The organism is Alkaliphilus peptidifermentans DSM 18978, assembly GCF_900101495.1.
In the GTDB taxonomy this organism is placed as follows: Bacteria; Bacillota; Clostridia; order Peptostreptococcales; family Natronincolaceae; genus Alkaliphilus_C; species Alkaliphilus_C peptidifermentans.
In genome coordinates, this window is record NZ_FMUS01000015.1 from 77538 (window position 1) to 93555 (window position 16018).

General features: G+C 35.0%; 13 protein-coding genes. 2 read left to right on the forward strand and 11 right to left on the reverse strand.

The window, feature by feature from the left end:
• Positions 1 to 5: 5 nt before the first annotated feature.
• Positions 6 to 1100, forward strand: coding sequence for a GerAB/ArcD/ProY family transporter (locus tag BLP68_RS11820; RefSeq protein ID WP_091543765.1), 1095 nt, complete (start codon positions 6 to 8; stop codon positions 1098 to 1100).
• Between the two features lie 531 nt (positions 1101 to 1631).
• Here BLP68_RS11820 and BLP68_RS11830 read toward each other — a convergent pair.
• The 6 genes from BLP68_RS11830 to BLP68_RS11855 form a co-directional block, all read right to left on the reverse strand.
• The gene (locus BLP68_RS11830) at positions 1632 to 1991 is read right to left on the reverse strand and encodes a bacterial Ig-like domain-containing protein (RefSeq protein WP_091543768.1); all 360 of its coding nucleotides are present in this window, start codon (positions 1989 to 1991) and stop codon (positions 1632 to 1634) included.
• Between the two features lie 170 nt (positions 1992 to 2161).
• Complete coding sequence (locus BLP68_RS11835) at positions 2162 to 2944, reverse strand: MurR/RpiR family transcriptional regulator (protein ID WP_091543771.1); 783 nt, start codon at positions 2942 to 2944, stop codon at positions 2162 to 2164.
• A gap of 239 nt (positions 2945 to 3183) precedes the next feature.
• Entirely contained in the window at positions 3184 to 4374 is a 1191-nt protein-coding gene (gene nagA / locus BLP68_RS11840) for an N-acetylglucosamine-6-phosphate deacetylase (protein ID WP_091543773.1), read from the reverse strand.
• A gap of 13 nt (positions 4375 to 4387) precedes the next feature.
• Positions 4388 to 5716 (reverse strand): family 4 glycosyl hydrolase, encoded by a 1329-nt coding sequence (locus BLP68_RS11845; RefSeq protein WP_091543775.1) that lies wholly within the window; start codon positions 5714 to 5716, stop codon positions 4388 to 4390.
• Positions 5717 to 5919: 203 nt separating this feature from the next.
• Positions 5920 to 7506 (reverse strand): PTS transporter subunit EIIC, encoded by a 1587-nt coding sequence (locus tag BLP68_RS11850; protein WP_091543778.1) that lies wholly within the window; start codon positions 7504 to 7506, stop codon positions 5920 to 5922.
• 226 nt (positions 7507 to 7732) lie between these two features.
• Positions 7733 to 8221, reverse strand: a complete 489-nt coding sequence (locus BLP68_RS11855) for a PTS sugar transporter subunit IIA (RefSeq protein WP_091543781.1) — start codon at positions 8219 to 8221, stop codon at positions 7733 to 7735.
• 207 nt (positions 8222 to 8428) lie between these two features.
• Here BLP68_RS11855 and nagB point away from each other — a divergent pair, with 207 nt between their 5' ends.
• Positions 8429 to 9214, forward strand: coding sequence for a glucosamine-6-phosphate deaminase (gene nagB / locus BLP68_RS11860; protein WP_091543783.1), 786 nt, complete (start codon positions 8429 to 8431; stop codon positions 9212 to 9214).
• Between the two features lie 180 nt (positions 9215 to 9394).
• Here nagB and BLP68_RS11865 read toward each other — a convergent pair whose 3' ends face one another.
• The 5 genes from BLP68_RS11865 to BLP68_RS11885 all read right to left on the reverse strand — a co-directional run bounded on the left by BLP68_RS11865 (position 9395) and on the right by BLP68_RS11885 (position 15918).
• Positions 9395 to 10249 (reverse strand): alpha/beta hydrolase family protein, encoded by an 855-nt coding sequence (locus BLP68_RS11865; RefSeq protein ID WP_091543784.1) that lies wholly within the window; start codon positions 10247 to 10249, stop codon positions 9395 to 9397.
• Between the two features lie 16 nt (positions 10250 to 10265).
• Complete coding sequence (locus BLP68_RS11870) at positions 10266 to 10844, reverse strand: TetR/AcrR family transcriptional regulator (RefSeq protein ID WP_176758994.1); 579 nt, start codon at positions 10842 to 10844, stop codon at positions 10266 to 10268.
• Positions 10845 to 11396: 552 nt separating this feature from the next.
• A complete protein-coding gene (locus tag BLP68_RS22275) occupies positions 11397 to 14213 on the reverse strand; it encodes a stalk domain-containing protein (protein WP_091543789.1) in 2817 nt (938 codons plus the stop codon).
• Positions 14214 to 14551: 338 nt separating this feature from the next.
• Positions 14552 to 15436 carry a zf-HC2 domain-containing protein gene (locus BLP68_RS11880; RefSeq protein WP_091543791.1) on the reverse strand — a complete coding sequence of 295 codons (885 nt, stop codon included), beginning with the start codon at positions 15434 to 15436 and terminating at the stop codon, positions 14552 to 14554.
• Positions 15436 to 15918, reverse strand: a complete 483-nt coding sequence (locus BLP68_RS11885) for an RNA polymerase sigma factor (protein WP_091543794.1) — start codon at positions 15916 to 15918, stop codon at positions 15436 to 15438. Before BLP68_RS11885 ends, BLP68_RS11880 begins: the two co-directional genes overlap by 1 nt.
• Between the last annotated feature and the right edge of the window lie 100 nt (positions 15919 to 16018).

Here is a 16018-nt window from a genome sequence, read left to right on the forward strand (position 1 = left end):
CATTAATGCATAATAAGTATAAGATTTCTGGCTATCAATTAATATTGTTAATCATATTAACAAACCTCTCAACAACTGTGCTTTATATCCCTGGAGGAGAAACAACTTCACTTGTTCGTCAAACTGCTTGGCTATCTTTCATATTAGCCACTTGTATTACTGCCCTTTTATGCTATTTACCTTTAGCAGATTTAGGTTCAAAGTATCCTAATATGTCATTTATAGGCTATAGTCAGTTGATTATGGGCAAATATATAGGAAAGTTTTTTAGTATCCTCTTTTTATATTATGTTTTCATATTACATAGCTGGGGGCTACTTGAACTAGGAAATTTCTTTCATATATTCTTGCCTGAAACTCCCCTCGCTTTTAACTTGATCCTATTTTCCCTGTTGGTTGCTTATTGTGTCAGAAAAGGACTAGAAGTCATTGGTAGATGTTCGGAATTTGTCTTTCCTATTGGATTATTGGCACTTCTAGTAATTATGTTTGCCAACTATCCTAATTATAATATTCAAAATCTACTACCTATTAACGAAAGTAGTCTCAATCACCATATTTTAGCAATCATCCCTGCTATGAGTTGGTTAACCATTGGTTATTTTTTTGCAGGGGTTACTTCCTCAGTAAATAACCCTGCTAAATTAAAGAAAAATACCATACTGGCAATTGGTTTAAGTGGATTAATATTATTAGCCTTTTCTTTTATTGCTCTTATGGTTTTTGGTCCAAAACCACTAGCCGATCTAAGTTACCCTCTCTTAACGATGTCTAGAACAGTTGTTTTTGAAGGGCTAGGAAGATTAGATATCATAATAATTGTTTTCTGGATTACCTGGATATTTATAAGAGTAGCATTTACTTCCTATGTACTTCTTGTAAATATCACTGAGCTTTTTGGACTTTCAAATTATCGTTATTTGATAATTCCAGAAGCTATTATTGCAATCTCATATGCAATGTTTCATTATGATAACTATTTAGAGCAAGTTTACTATTATAATGTTGGTCATCTTTTTTATAATGCTATTCCTATTGGTATTCCACTTATTGTTTGGGTGGTTCACTTTATCAAATCCAGATATGAAGGGGTAAAATAATATTTGCTGAATTTAAATTTTATAAGTTATTATTAATTAGATAATTTTTCAACATGATCCATCCTGATTCCGACAGAATTTCTAATCTCTTAGTAGGATTAGGTAACTCCCATTGATAAATTAAACCAAAACTATATATCATTCCTATACTGAATAATAAAATAGAAAATATTAGATCTTTGTATAGCTTTTTTCTAATTAAAATTAGTACGTGTATGCCAACAATTATTATAAAGAACACGATAAGTGAAAAAACCAATTTTATCCCTCTATTCCTCTTTTTTATATTAAGCCTAGAATTCTTTCAAGTTTCGTCTAACTATGGACACATATACTTTCATTTCTTCACTGATCACAGCAAGCTTTTTTCACAAGTGGTCTTCCCTGCTTACCCATCTTAAAGAAAAACCTTTGATTTACCAATAGGTCTTTGGCTTAAGATTAGAGATGATCTGCTTTGCTTACCTTCATGCTATACATCCTTCTTATTTTTAATTTCTATACTAAATATTATCTACTTCGTACTGTTTTCTATTCTATTTGATTAAGATTAATGATATAGCCAATTCTTGAAGGATTGATAGGTTCTGTAGCTGAGCTTCCTTCCTCAACTATTTCAGTTTTTAGAGTATCTCCATTCCAATCTATAAAGGTTACTGTATATGGAATAACGATATCTATTGTGAATGTGGGAAGCTTGCCTTCATAGGTGATTGTAATAACCTGTTTGTTTTCGACCCCACTGCTGTCAAAACCACTGATATGAGTTTCATTGATATCTAGGATTATAGTAGGATTATCATTGTAATTACCTACTACTACCAGACCTGCTAAACTCAATGTTTGGTTTAAGTAATAGATGAGCTTTGTTGGTGGAACTTTTAGTTCTATGCTTTCTAAGACTACTAATTCAGCTACCTACGTAGGTTTATAAAAACATAAAACACCAAACAAAAAAAGGGCCTAATTCCTCCCCCCTTTGATTTAATCTATTTCTTCTCTATTAATTACCCCACATTCAGTTGTAAAGTTATAACATAGTCATAGTCTTACTCTTTGTATCATAAGGTATTTTCATAGTTATCTCCCTGCCCTGTGTGACTAATCCTAATATTGGTTACTAATATCTGAACCAGTACATGTAAGCCAACTCTGGAAATTAAGTCATTATACTTTGTTGCTGTTTGATCTGCAAAACAAAACATTTTGTAATTAGCTATTTTCTGCAAGGTATTATTGGTAAATGAAGTCATTGCTATTACATCTATATTTCTTAGTCTAGCAGTTTTAGCTAGAGTTAGAATCTTTTCAGTCTCTCCAGATAAAGAAATTACCACAATAGCCTCATCTTCAGCCATAGAATCTCCTAGTACATCTACTATATTTGGGTCCTCTATAAGTATTGCTTTAATGTGTAACAAAGCAAGTCTTGAGCTCAACATACTTGCTATTGGGCCAGACGCCCCCCTACCAATTATGTACACTATTCTTGAATTTAGTAACTTGTTAACTATTTTGTTTATATTCTCAGGGTTTTGAAGGGATATAGTGTTGCTTACCTCACTATTTAGATTACTTAAAATATCTTCATAGGGTATGCTTTCCTTTTTGGATCTCTTTTCATCTAAATAACCTCTTACATAATACTTAAGTTCACTATACCCTTCAAAACCTACTCTTTTTGATAAGTTGATAATTGAGGTTTTTGATACAAATAAGACATCTGCCAGTTCACTTGCAGTTGAATCACGAACCTTTTTGGGATTCTTCAATATATATTCCACTATATTTTTTTCCATATCAGTAAGTTCGTTATATCTTTCTGTTAATTTATTTAAACTCAATTATCTCAGCTCCTCTAAAAAAGTAGTTACTATCCTACAATAATTTTAAACTTTATATATTTTAATCTATATCTATTTTACCATATGAGTAAAAAAAGAATGATCATATATTTGAAATAAATTCATAGGAATATTCTACTTATACCTGCCGAAATAAACTCAAATAAGTAGTATTTCATTAATTATAATTGAAACACCCAACTCAAAGTATCAAAATACTATGGACTGGGTGTTTAGCTTTAGTCTAACTCTTGCTTAATCCCTTGAAGAAAAACATCTTGAAGATTCCAGTCACTATCTATAACAAGTAAGTCTGCATCTTTTCCTACTTCTATTGAACCCTTTTTATCATAGACACCAATGTATTTTGCTGGGTTTTCCGATGCTATTTTAGCAATATCGCCTATAGAAGCATTTACGTTGTTAATTATATTTTTGACTGAATCTAAATAACTGAGCTCTAGATTTTTCACCTTTTCGTAATCGTACTTATTTATACGTTCTGAGATGCCCTCATCATAGACTAAGTTTACATATTCACCATCTGGTCTAAATGTACATTTACGAATATAGTGGTGGAAAGGTTCTTTGACATGGGCTAACCCAGTGGAGTCAGAAGACAGTAAAATGCCCTCGGGACCTTTTAGCTTAAACATTATTTTAAATGCTTCATGGGATACAGTTTTTCCTGTTTGTTTAGCAAACTCAGCATACATATCATCAAAATACATAGCTGCCCCTGCTACCCCTAATCTCCTGTGATGAAAGCCCCTCATCCCACTAAAGGTATGGGTAAATCCACCCAAGCCATAATCCTTTAAATCCCTAATGTCTTCGAACTCTGCGGCACTATGGCCTACGGAAACTTGTATGCCTTCTTTGTTTACATACTTGATAAATTCTAAAGACCCTTCCAGCTCTGGGGCTATGGTAATTAACTTAACATTCTCTTTACCTCCACTTTGAAAGAAATCTTCAAGTATTTCGATGGAAGGATTTATACAATGCTCCTCTTTTTGCATACCTTTAAATTCTTTATTTATGAATGGTCCTTCTAAGTGAAAACCTAGGACTTGTGATCCTTTTTCAGGCTTCCAATTATCAATAGCTGCTTTTCCGGAGACAAGATGGGATTTAATATAGTCCAAAGCATCGGTTCCTGTGGTTGCTAAATAAGATGTTACTCCTATTTTGACTAATTCTTTGGACATATTTTCTAGGGATTTTTCTGTGCCCTCGTACCAAAAGGATCCTGTAGCCCAACCATGAATGTGAATATCAATAAAGCCAGGAACTATAACTTTATCTTTGTAGTCTATAAATTTACCTTCAGTATCTTCATATATACCATGAATTTTACCATCAACTATTTTTATATATCCTTTTACAAAACCTTGAGGTGTGTAAATCTTCTCTGAATACAGAAACATTTAAATCCCCCCTTTACTTTAAAATCCAGTACTCCTTGTTCACTTCCATTAAATCATCTAATATAGCCTTTGCCTTATTTGGATCTACAACTGTACGGTTAATAGTAAGAGCTTGAAGGGCTTTTCCATAATTCTCTTCCAAGCAAGCTTCCGCAGTTAGTCTTTCATATGCATACTGGCCTTCTAGTAAAGCTTTATAGAAAACATCTACTTCTCCACAAACGTAACCTTTTGCTCCCTTTGCCCCTAGTTCTCCAGGTGTTTCGACCATTGCATCTGCTGGTAAGTTTGGAATTATGTCTTTATTTTTCACCATCACAACAAAAACTTTATTTAGGTCATAAGCAATGGATTCTGCAACCTCAACCATCATATTTCCATGAACTTCACCTACGAGTAGTGGTAAACCTTCTAAAGAATTTTGCTCTGCAGCCTTTTTACATATATCAAGAATTTTAACTTCCCTACCAATAGCAGCTTCATCTACTCTTGTAAATTCAGGGTTACTTTCTGCTACTATTTCACTTGGGAAGAAATAATATTGTAGATAGGTGTTTGGCAAATGATCAGGAAAATATGATAACATCTTGTTGACTCTCTTGTATGTTTCTAGCCAAGAAGGATCTCTTTGTTCAGCATTGAAGGGCTTAAACTCATGGTTAGTTAGATAATCCTTTAACTGTGGCAGCATATCAACACCTGTCTTGGTATTATAAAGCTTAGTAAACCAACCAAAGTGGTTTAGCCCAAAATACCTCGGTTCTAAATCGTACATATCTACATCTAGTATTTTTGCGAAAGATTTAATCATTGAATAGGGCTGGTCACATATATTTAATATTTTCTTATCATCAGGGAAAGCTTTATCCAACGCAACTGAAACAATGGCAGCCGGATTTGTATAGTTTAATATCCAAGCATCTGGAGCCCATTGCCTGACTTTTTCAACCATATGAATCATTGGCCTAATTGATCTCATTCCATAGGCAAAGCCACCTGGACCACATGTCTCTTGGCCAACTAGTCCATGTTTTAGCGGAATCTTTTCATCATAACTACGCATTGGTGCTCCACCTACACGCATTTGAACAAATACATAGTCAGTTCCAATATATGCCTCATCTTCTTCAACTGTGAAGGTTAGTTCAACCCCAGGGTAATGCTCTTCCATAACCAGCCTAATATAATCTTTTTGGATATCTAATCTGCTTTTATCTATGTCAAATAACACTAATTTCTTTAGAGGAAATCTCTCTTTTAAATTCACTAAACTGCCTATTAATGCCGGAGTTCTGGTACTTCCAGCGCCAACGATTGTAACTGCTAATGGTTTACGGTTCAAGTATGTCACTCTCCTTAGTATCTAATGCTCATTCTAATCAATATCATTATTGGTGTAGCAAATTCATAGTTTTTAAACCTTAATTTCGAATTTTAATTTCTTTTTATTTTCGGTAAAAAATCCTTGATATCCATTTTAAAAGGGATATAGTGGCTAACCTTTTACCCACTATAACCCCTTATTAACTTTTGTTAATCCGTTTACTAAAGTGGTACTTGTTTGTCTACTGCCATTTGTTTATCTACTGCGTTTTTAACAAATTCAACATTTGGTCCAAATACTATGTGGATATGGTTTTTAGCTGGGAAGAATACTCCAGATGTTCCTGAATCTTTAAGTCTTTCCTTGTCAACAGCATGCATATCATTTAAATCAATTCTTAATCTAGTAACACAGTTTTCCACACTTAGAATGTTTGACTTACCCCCAATGGCTTCAATAACAATTCTAGCCACTTCGTCATAGTTTTTATCTCTAAGCAGTGTGTTATCAGCTAGTTCTTCATCTTCACGACCTGGGGTGGCGATATTCCACTTTACAATCGCCCAGGCAAATACATAGTAGGTTACTATTGCTAAAGGTATACCTACTATTAGCAAGTTGTACCACCTAGTATTTTCGTAAAGCAGTCCGAATATGGCAAAGTCAAAAATCGTTCCTCTAATATATCCAACAGCTGTACCCATTAAAGCAAGGGCAACTGCTCCTGTAGCTGCTAAAACTACATATGTAACATAAAGCAATGGCGCAATGAATAAGAATGAGAATTCCATTGGCTCCGTAATGTTACCTAAAAATGGCGTTAATACCATAGTGAAAATAATACCTTTTACTAGGGGTTTGTTTTTAGCATAGGATGTTCTGTACATTGCAAGACCAATTGCAGGAATCATAAATAGTGTAACAAGCATTTGATTTTGTGCCATAAATCTTGTTAAATCAGGTACCATAGCCCAAGCTTCATGCTCAGGTCCTAATTCAAACAGAATCTTGTTTAGTGCAGGTAATACTCCAACAAAGCTTTCTCCTTCGATTAAGTAAGTACCTCCTGCTGGTGTAAATCTTAGTAATGAACTCCATACATGGTGAAGTCCAAATGGAATCAGTAGTCGTACCATTACGATGTTAATAAACACGCCTATCGGTCCACTTAGAATTATTGAAGACATTGAGATTAGTGCTTTTGTAATGTATTGCCATAAAAATGGTATAACTAGACCAACACCCATTGTAGCTCCGATAGAAGCAATTGGTACAAATTTCTTTCCACTAAAGAATGCAAAAGCTACAGGTAGTTGAATCTCATGAAAACGATCAGTCATCTTAGCTGCTAATAATCCACTTATGATACCACCTAGTGCCTCAAGTCGTAAGGTTTGAATTCCAAGAACCATACCTTGACCTAATTGGGCCATTTCGCTTGCTGGGGCTAAGTTGCCTGTAGTTTTTAACCATACATTGATGGTTCCATTTAAAATAAGGTAAGATACAATGGAAGAAAAAACTGCAATACCCTTTTCTTTTCTTGATACACCATAAGCCACACCCATGGCAAAAAGTACAGGAATATTACTAAATATAACACTGGCAATATCCCTTAGACCTATAAGTATCTGTTGAAGAACTTCGTTTCCTAAAAATGGAAGCCTTGCAATCATATAGCCTTGCACTAGCGCACTGGCTAGTCCTAAGACCATTCCCACAGGAGCCATTACAGCGATGGGTAATAACAATGAGCGGCCAAATCTTTGAATCTCTTCACTAAACCTTTCTCTTTTTCCCTTTGACATACTAACACTCACTCCCCTAATAGTAATAAATTATTTCTCTTTCGTTTATTACTGTAATACAGGAACAAAAATTATACAACGCAATTTGGTCGTTTAAGTCTAAGTGCTGGTGTTTTTACTTCGGTCACTTCCAGTGACTTTGGTCCAGGATACTCAAATTAAAAACCCAGATATTCGCCTTTGAAGAATTCGCGAGTACTGGGCTTAATTTATATTGGTACTAATATTATTCTACTTCCATGATAACAGAGTCAAGGGACTCCACAGTTCCAAGATTTTTTTTAATATTATACTGTTTTTCCTCAGAGTTTGTAATTACAACTGGGCTTATAAGGGACTTTACTCTACTTCCAATTAGCTCCATGTCAAACTCCAGCAATTTCTGACCCATCTTTACTAAATCCCCATTTTTAATGTGGCCAGTAAACCCATTTCCTTTAAGTTCAACTGTATCTAGTCCAACATGTATTAAAATTTCTACTCCATTATCACTTTTGATACCGATTGCATGCTTTGTCTCAAAGAAACATATTATTTCACCATTAACTGGTGAGTAAATGACACCTTCTGTTGGCTCTATAGCAACACCATCTCCAAGTAGTTTCTGAGAAAAAACAGGATCTGGCACCTGTTCAATTGGAATTACTTCACCCCTTAGGGGTGCAAATATCTTTACTGGCTTTTCGTCAGTTTTTTTCTTAAAAATGCTAAGCAATTAAATCTCCCCTTTTAGTATTCTTTTTTCCATTATACTTTGTATTATATGATAGTCAATACATAGCCCGGATTAATAAACTGTCAATGGTCACAACTTATGATTTTGGTAAGTTTAATTGAGTTGACCGTCTTCTAACTGGTATGATATTATCCTTTTTAATAAAACTATTGAACATACTAATTGGCAGAAATGAGGTCATGAATTATGAAAATTATTTGTACAAAAGACTATCAGTCCATGTGTAGAGTCGGGGCAAATATACTTTCTGCTCAAATTATACTAAATCCCAAAAGCGTCTTGGGATTAGCAACTGGTTCCACACCTTTAGGTGTATACAATCAACTGGTAGATTGGTATAAAAAAGGCGACTTGGACTTTTCCCAGATTAAATCTGTGAATTTAGATGAATATTGTGGTCTATCAAAAAATAATAAGCAAAGCTATTATTGCTACATGTATGAGAACTTCTTTAAGCACATAAATATTGATTCAAATAGTACCTTTATTCCTAATGGCATGGAAAAAAACGTAGACAGCGAGTGTCAAAGATATGACAGTATAGTTAGAAAACTCGGGGGTGTTGACTATCAACTACTGGGGGTAGGACATAATGGGCATATAGGATTCAATGAACCACATACATCCTTTGAAAAAGAGACTCATTGTGTAAAACTAGCCGATAAAACCATAGAAGCCAATTCTAGGTTTTTCAATTCTATAAAGGAAGTACCAACACACGCGTATACCATGGGTATCAAGAGTATTATGAAAGCAAAAAAAATTCTCCTTCTAGTTAGTGGCGAAAGCAAGGCGGAAATTCTGTATGAGGTGCTTTTTGGTCCTATAGTTCCAACAGTTCCAGCCTCTATACTTCAGCTTCATAACGATCTGACAATAATAGCTGACAAGCCGGCTCTAACTGTAATATCCGAAAAATTTTCAGGTTGTAAAAATCCACCATCGGATGCGCAAAATCTGTTGCCTACGTAAGTTAGATTTGTCAAAATTTCTTGCGACTTAACGAAAAAAAGGACCAGTTTTTCACTGGTCCCAAAAGCATCCCTTAGCAATGGAAAGCATCAATAGGGAGCTAATTGTCAATGATCAAGTTTTATTTATACTTCACATAACTCCAATCAAGTCAATAACCTCTAATATACCTTTTCCAGATTAAATACTGACATTTCTCGAATGAATCCAACTATTCACCTCATCAGCTAATTGTTGAGCTCCCCAAGCAAAGACACAGTGGCTGTCATCAATCCAGTGAAGCCTCTTATTAGAGCCTAATTTTTCATAATACTTAATGACATATTCATAGGTGAAGTACCTGTCATGTTTAGCAGCCATAACTAATGTTGGAATCTGTGGCACAGCTTTTATTGGGCTATCCTTTGATATTAAAAGCCATAATAAAGTATAAACAACATCAAGTGGTAGATCAAATATTCCTGGATGTTTTTTCATCATGTTTTGGTACCAAATGTTTTCTTTTTCAGCATTAAAACCGTTATACTTTGGAACTTTAAATTTTATCCTGCGTTTTGGAAAAAACGTTGCAGTCATTTTTACTAATGGATATAGAAACTTTAATACTGCGCTATTTCCAATAACAGATAGGTCGTTATGGTTTGCTACCCCAAATTGACTGAAGGTTTTAAAACAAGGGAAATCTTTATCTGATGCTATGGCCTGTGCTACTATTCCTCCTGTACCAGTACCACCATATAAATGTATAGAGTCAGAGAAGTTCTCTAGAATATACTCAATAGTATCATTAATAGCCATTTTAATTTTATCATAAGAAAATTTATCATCTACACTGTTTCCTATACTAGGTAAATCTATAGCAAATACATTAAAACCCTTATCAAATAATGGACGGTAATTCTTTACAGCTATTTCGTTTTCAATGGATCCTATTGGTGTCATTAAAAAAATAACATTTGGTGCATTTTTATCATGGACCAAACATTTTAAATAAATGTTCTCCTTTTGCCCTACCCATTTTTCGAATATTTTCATAGTATCCTCCTTCTTTCTACTTTAATAATTTGAGGATTAAAATTTTCAACTCATCGCCAACTTCGTCTATAGAAAGTGGTAACTCATTCATGATCACACGATCAAATAATTCATGCATTGTTATAATAAGATAGTGGGCCATGAATTCTGAGTCATTGATTTTTAGAATACCTTCAAGACGTCCCTTCTCAAGCCAAAGTGAAAAAGGTTTAACCCATCTCTTCATGTATTTTTCCTCCATACGCTTAATTCCTAAAAAGCTATGGAATCTCACATTGTGCATCATTTTTAGAACAGTTATATTCTTCTTTACAAAAGAGACAATGTACTTTACAATTTCACAAATATCTTCATCACTATAACCTTTTAGCAGTATTTCTTTCATCCATTTATCTGCATGCCCAAATTTATGATCCATAAAGTTCCATACCAATTCATCTTTAGACTCAAAGTATAGATAGAAGGTGCCTTTAGCTACACCAGCACGCTGTACAATCTCACTTATCGTCACTTTGCTAACGCTTTTTTCCATAAAAAGCTGTTCAGCTGCTTGGATAATATGATTACGTGTTACCTCGCCTTTTTTAGTTTTCATAAAGCCTCCTATTATGCGCATAATAGTTTTTTAAAAACCCTCAGTCAAATATGACCGATGTTCATAAATTAAGTATAACAACAACTTTTACAGATTGATATGATCAATTTTATAATTTTGGTCAGTTTTATAGCAATCGAGAGTCAAATCGATTAGCTTTGGTATCGTTATTTATATATTTTGTAGAAAGATGGCCTGTTCTACCACTTTTCATATTATGATACTGTGCATAACCTACAGTTAGTCTTTTAACTATATCTCCTATTTTATCAGTTTCGGTTTTTAGTAACATATGTACATGATTTGTCGTTAATAAATATTCATATTCTTTAGATTCTGCCTTTTCCTTTGATTTCTAATACTCAGGAAATTTTTCGTGATTGTAGTCTTTCAAGAGAATATTTCTTTCGTCTTTTCCTCTAAGCATTATATTACAATAAAACATCCCCTTGGCTTTTCGAGTGTGCCACTGTATGTCACTCAATAAAGACCTCAGAAATAATTCTGAGGTCTGAGGTTGTTTAAAAGTCAACAATATCTAACCTAAATGTCTTATTTAATTATACTAATCTCTCTAATCTCTGGATCATACTCCACTGTAGCTCCCAAGGTTTCACAAATAAACCGTAGGGGTGCATAGGTGCGTCCTGGAGGCAAGATAGCTGCTTCGCAATCAATCATGATGGCTTCTCCATTTACCAGTACTTCCTTTGAGTCTATAGTCAGAAGGATTTCTTTCTCTCCATCCTTTATTAAGACTTGCCTTGTTTCTGGTAGCCAGATTACATCTGCTCCTAAGGCTTCGCTGATGAATCTGATGGGTACCAATGTCCTGTTGGAGGCTCCATCAATAAAGGGTATTGCATCCAGCCAATAGGTTTCATTATCTATTTGTATTTCACTTTCTCCTATGGTTAGTAGAATGTGTATTTTAGGTGTAATTGTTTCTTGATCTTTTATTGGTTCTTCTGTTGTTTCTTCCTGTTGTACTGTTTCTATATTCTCTTCAATTATTTGTCTGAAGCTTTGCTTTGAAACTCTACCATTTTTATCTGTTACTGTAATGGTGTATTGGTATGTTCCTGCTTTTGTTGGTATTCCGCTAATTACTCCATCCTTTGAAAGGGTTAATCCTTCTGGTAGTGTACCACTGGTGACTTCAAAGCTATAACCTCCACTTCCTCCTGTGACGGTTATCCTAAAGGAGTATGCTTCACCTACATATGATTTTTCAGGCGTTTTATCTGTAATCTTTAAATTTGGAATACTACTTCCTCCTGAAGCACCTCCACCTGAGCTGCCTCCTCCTGAGTCTCCATCACTGGAACCACCTGAACTTGTTATGGTTACGGTACTTACTTCTGATATATTGCCTGGGTCTATGCTGTCTCTTGCTTTTACTCTATATGTTCCTGCAGTTAAACCCCTAAATATATTTGAATCTTGCCATGTTGATCCATTATCGTTGCTATACTCATATGTGCCACTTCCACCATATGCTGTTATGGTTATGCTTCCGTTATTTCCTCCGGTGGTTACATCTGTTTTTGCTATGGTAATGGTTACTTTTGTAATAGGTACATCCTCTATATATTGTGCTGTTACAATTAAGTTAGCGGTTACGTTATCAAAGGTTTTATCCCACCCTTTAAAAATATAGCCGGGCCTTGATGGATTGTCAGGTGGTGTAGCTGAACTTCCTTCAGTTACTATTTCAGTTTTTAGAATTTTTCCATTCCAATCTACGAAGGTTACTGTATATGGAGCGATAACATCTATTGTGAAGGTGGCAAGATTGCCTTCATAAGTGATTGTAATAACCTGTTTATTCTCCACCCCACTGCTGTCAAAACCACTGATATGAGTTTCATTTATATCTAGGATTATAGTAGTATTATCGCTGTAATTTCCTACTACTACCAGGCCTTCTAAATTCAATGTTTGGTTTAAGTAATAGGTGTACTTTGTTGGTGGTACCTTTACTTCTATGCTTTCTAAGACTACTAATTCTGTTACTGTAATATTATCGATAATGGCAGAAGCCTGGCTAAAATATTTATCACCCTCTTTAATTACTGTAATGGTCGCTGTTCCTGCCTGTTCAGCAGTAACAATTCCCTCCTTAGTAACTGTTACTCCATTACCACTGGCACTATAGGTGATAACCCCTAAACTACTTCCACCACTGACCAGGTTACTAAGGTCAAAGGTTTCACCCACCTTCATACTGGAAGGCACATTGGTAGTAATAAGGGGTACCTGCTCTTTTCCCTCGTGTCCGTATACACCAGCAATATTTACATTATTATTATCTTTTGCTCCTGCACCCTGAATAGTACAGTCGGTATAGGGTTTTTCAACCCCTGCGGGTACAAGTGTGTCTGTGCCGTATTTATTGAAAATTACAGTGGGATTTTCACTACCGTCTCCTTGAATTCTAAGGCTTCCGTTACTGGAATTGTCGCTTCCAGAACCAATATCCCATCCATATTGACGATGCTGTATTGGGTCACCTCCAGTTGCTGAAACCTGAGCATTGCCTGAGATGTTAATGGTACCACTTGCCCCATTCAGTCCACCACCAATGCCTGCTCCAGCACTTCCACCTGTTGCTGTAATATTCCCTCCTGTGATATTGATTGTGCCACCGCTGCTGCCGCCAGCGCCGCCACCGATACCAGCTCCATAATCACCACCAGCTGCAATGATTATTCCTCCAGAAATATTGATTGTACCTCCATATCCACCGCTATTGACTCCACGACCACCACCACCAATACCTGCTCCACTGTTGGCTCCACGAGCAGTTACTTCACCGCCTACAATATTGATAATACCGCCGTCCTGACCCCAGCTTCCTCCGATACCTGCAGCAGAAATACCCCCATTTGAAGTCAACTGGCCAGGCCCATCGATGGTCAAGACTGCTCCTGCTGGCACCTTCAAACCTGCCTGCATTAATCCGCTTTTTAAAGAATTGGTTCCAGTTAGGGTTAGATTGACAGTAGCACCAGTCATATCAAAAGCACAACCGCTACCTACAGTAATATTTGCATTAGACAATTCCATATTAGCCGTTACACCACTTTTAGCCACAAGTCTATTGGATGTGGTTGTACCGTTGATGGTAATTGTATCCTTTGCATAAACATGCTGTGTCACACTCGGTGTTCCATAAGTTACTGCAATCATACCAGCAAAATCTCCTGTACCTGAAGTTAGGGTTATATTTCCCTCATTTATGGAAAAGGTATGCTTGCTAGAAGTAACTCCTTCAGTATCTCCATACACTGGCAGTCCTGCTGGTGCTATCACTGATAGAACCAGTGTCAATATCATAACCAATCCCAGTCTCTTCTTCTTTTTCATGTTTCATCTCCTCCCTTGAAATCTTTAAACCCTTCTTTGGTGCTATATGTTAGGTACTTTTTATAGTTTATCAAAGTCCTCTAACAGGATTCTTACAAATTACGCAATCAATGTCGATGATTTAAAGGGAGTATATAATGCAGCATAAAGATATAATCTTAGTCTTTCCTTGCTTGTAATGTTTCTCCCATACTGTATCTAATTTGTTATCGGAATATTGTCAAAGTTGTTCCGATAATGATATAACGAAAAATTTATCATCTCTATAATATCTTCTGTGCATTATATAAATAATGTGATTCAGTACTATTTGTCGTCAATCTAACAGTACTCTTTCTCTACTTATTTTCTTTAATTATTCTAACAGCGGTTATAGAAGCAATATACAAGGGAACCATAACTAACAATATTGCATAAAAATCCCGTGTCGCAGTATATGATGAAGTTGAAAATCCTTTAATCATCAAGAGTCCTAAAAGGTATGATACTGGCAGTAACAATATTTTCATTGTCAAATTAACCGCTTTTTTATGACGACGGAACAAAGCCATAAAAAATCCACATATTGCAACCAAAATCAAAGCAATAAGTGCATAATATGTTAAAAATAATCTTGGTAATGTAACTATTCCTCCATTTGGATTAATATCTTTACCATAAATCAAAATATCTTCGCTTCCATCTGTTTGATAATAATACACAGCGGCAACATTTTCATCATTTAGATTTAAGATAGTATTATTAGCACGAGATTTATTAATATATCTATTCCATATGCTATCCCATGTTGTTATGTGATAGACATAACCGGTGTTGTCATCTTCATTATAACTACTGATATCATATCCAGATACTGTATCCTCAAATATAGCGATTACAGACCCGTTACCGATTTCGTTTATTGTCACACTGTCTTCACTATATGGAATATAGTCAGGAGCAGTCAAAAAAGCAATTGTTATAACAAGGATCATAACCGAAAGCATCATTGAGAATATTACTGTCTGAATTTTTTTCTTGTGTAATTTTGATTTTATCTTTAGTAAAGGCGAAGTATTAGTATCTACTGGGATTTTATTAAAAGTCTTCATTTCATCAAGATAGATCTTGCATTCCTGACACTGTTCAGTATGTTCTTCAATCATAGCACAAGAGTCATCACTGATCATATTTTCTAAATATAAAGGTAAAATATCTCTTATAACATTACATTTAACTTTCATTAATTATCCCTCATTTCTTCTCTGATCTTACTTTTTGCTCGGTGAAAAGTGACACAAGCCCAGTTATCTGTTTTTCCAAACAAATTGCCGATTTGTTTAAAACTTAGTTCTCCAAAAACGCGCAGAGTAAAAACTTCCTTGTATGTTTCAGATAAATTGTGGATTACTTCATGAATTTTAATTGATTCTTCATATGAATACACTAATTTCTCTACATCAATATCATCTTTTGATTCAGGTACTGAGTCTAAACCTACCAAATCCTTATTTTTTCTAACATATGAATAATATGTGTTTTTTGCTATTTGAAATATCCACACCTTGATATCACAGTTTCCTTTAAAGCTATCGATGGATTTTATTGCCTTCAAAAACGTTTCAGATGTTAAATCCTCAGCTATATGTTTGTCTTTAGATAGACTATACAAAAATAAGTAAACATCCTTAAAATAACTATTATAAATCTCCTCGAGCTCTGCCACTTTTTCACCTCCTATCTATAAGACGCACGGGACTTGATAATCTTACAATAAATTTTTAAAAAATCTCAAAGCTTAATAAAACCTTGAGATATTTAATATC

Excerpts from the sequence above, each read along its gene's own strand:
- BLP68_RS22275 (WP_091543789.1), bottom strand. The coding sequence starts at position 14,213 with ATGAAAAAGAAGAAGAGACTGGGATTGGTTATGATATTGACACTGGTT.
- BLP68_RS11865 (WP_091543784.1), bottom strand. The coding sequence starts at position 10,249 with ATGAAAATATTCGAAAAATGGGTAGGGCAAAAGGAGAACATTTATTTA.
- BLP68_RS11880 (WP_091543791.1), bottom strand. The coding sequence starts at position 15,436 with ATGAAAGTTAAATGTAATGTTATAAGAGATATTTTACCTTTATATTTA.
- BLP68_RS11870 (WP_176758994.1), bottom strand. The coding sequence starts at position 10,844 with ATGAAAACTAAAAAAGGCGAGGTAACACGTAATCATATTATCCAAGCA.
- nagB (WP_091543783.1), top strand. The coding sequence starts at position 8,429 with ATGAAAATTATTTGTACAAAAGACTATCAGTCCATGTGTAGAGTCGGG.
- nagA (WP_091543773.1), bottom strand. The coding sequence starts at position 4,374 with ATGTTTCTGTATTCAGAGAAGATTTACACACCTCAAGGTTTTGTAAAA.
- BLP68_RS11820 (WP_091543765.1), top strand. The coding sequence starts at position 6 with ATGCATAATAAGTATAAGATTTCTGGCTATCAATTAATATTGTTAATC.
- BLP68_RS11850 (WP_091543778.1), bottom strand. The coding sequence starts at position 7,506 with ATGTCAAAGGGAAAAAGAGAAAGGTTTAGTGAAGAGATTCAAAGATTT.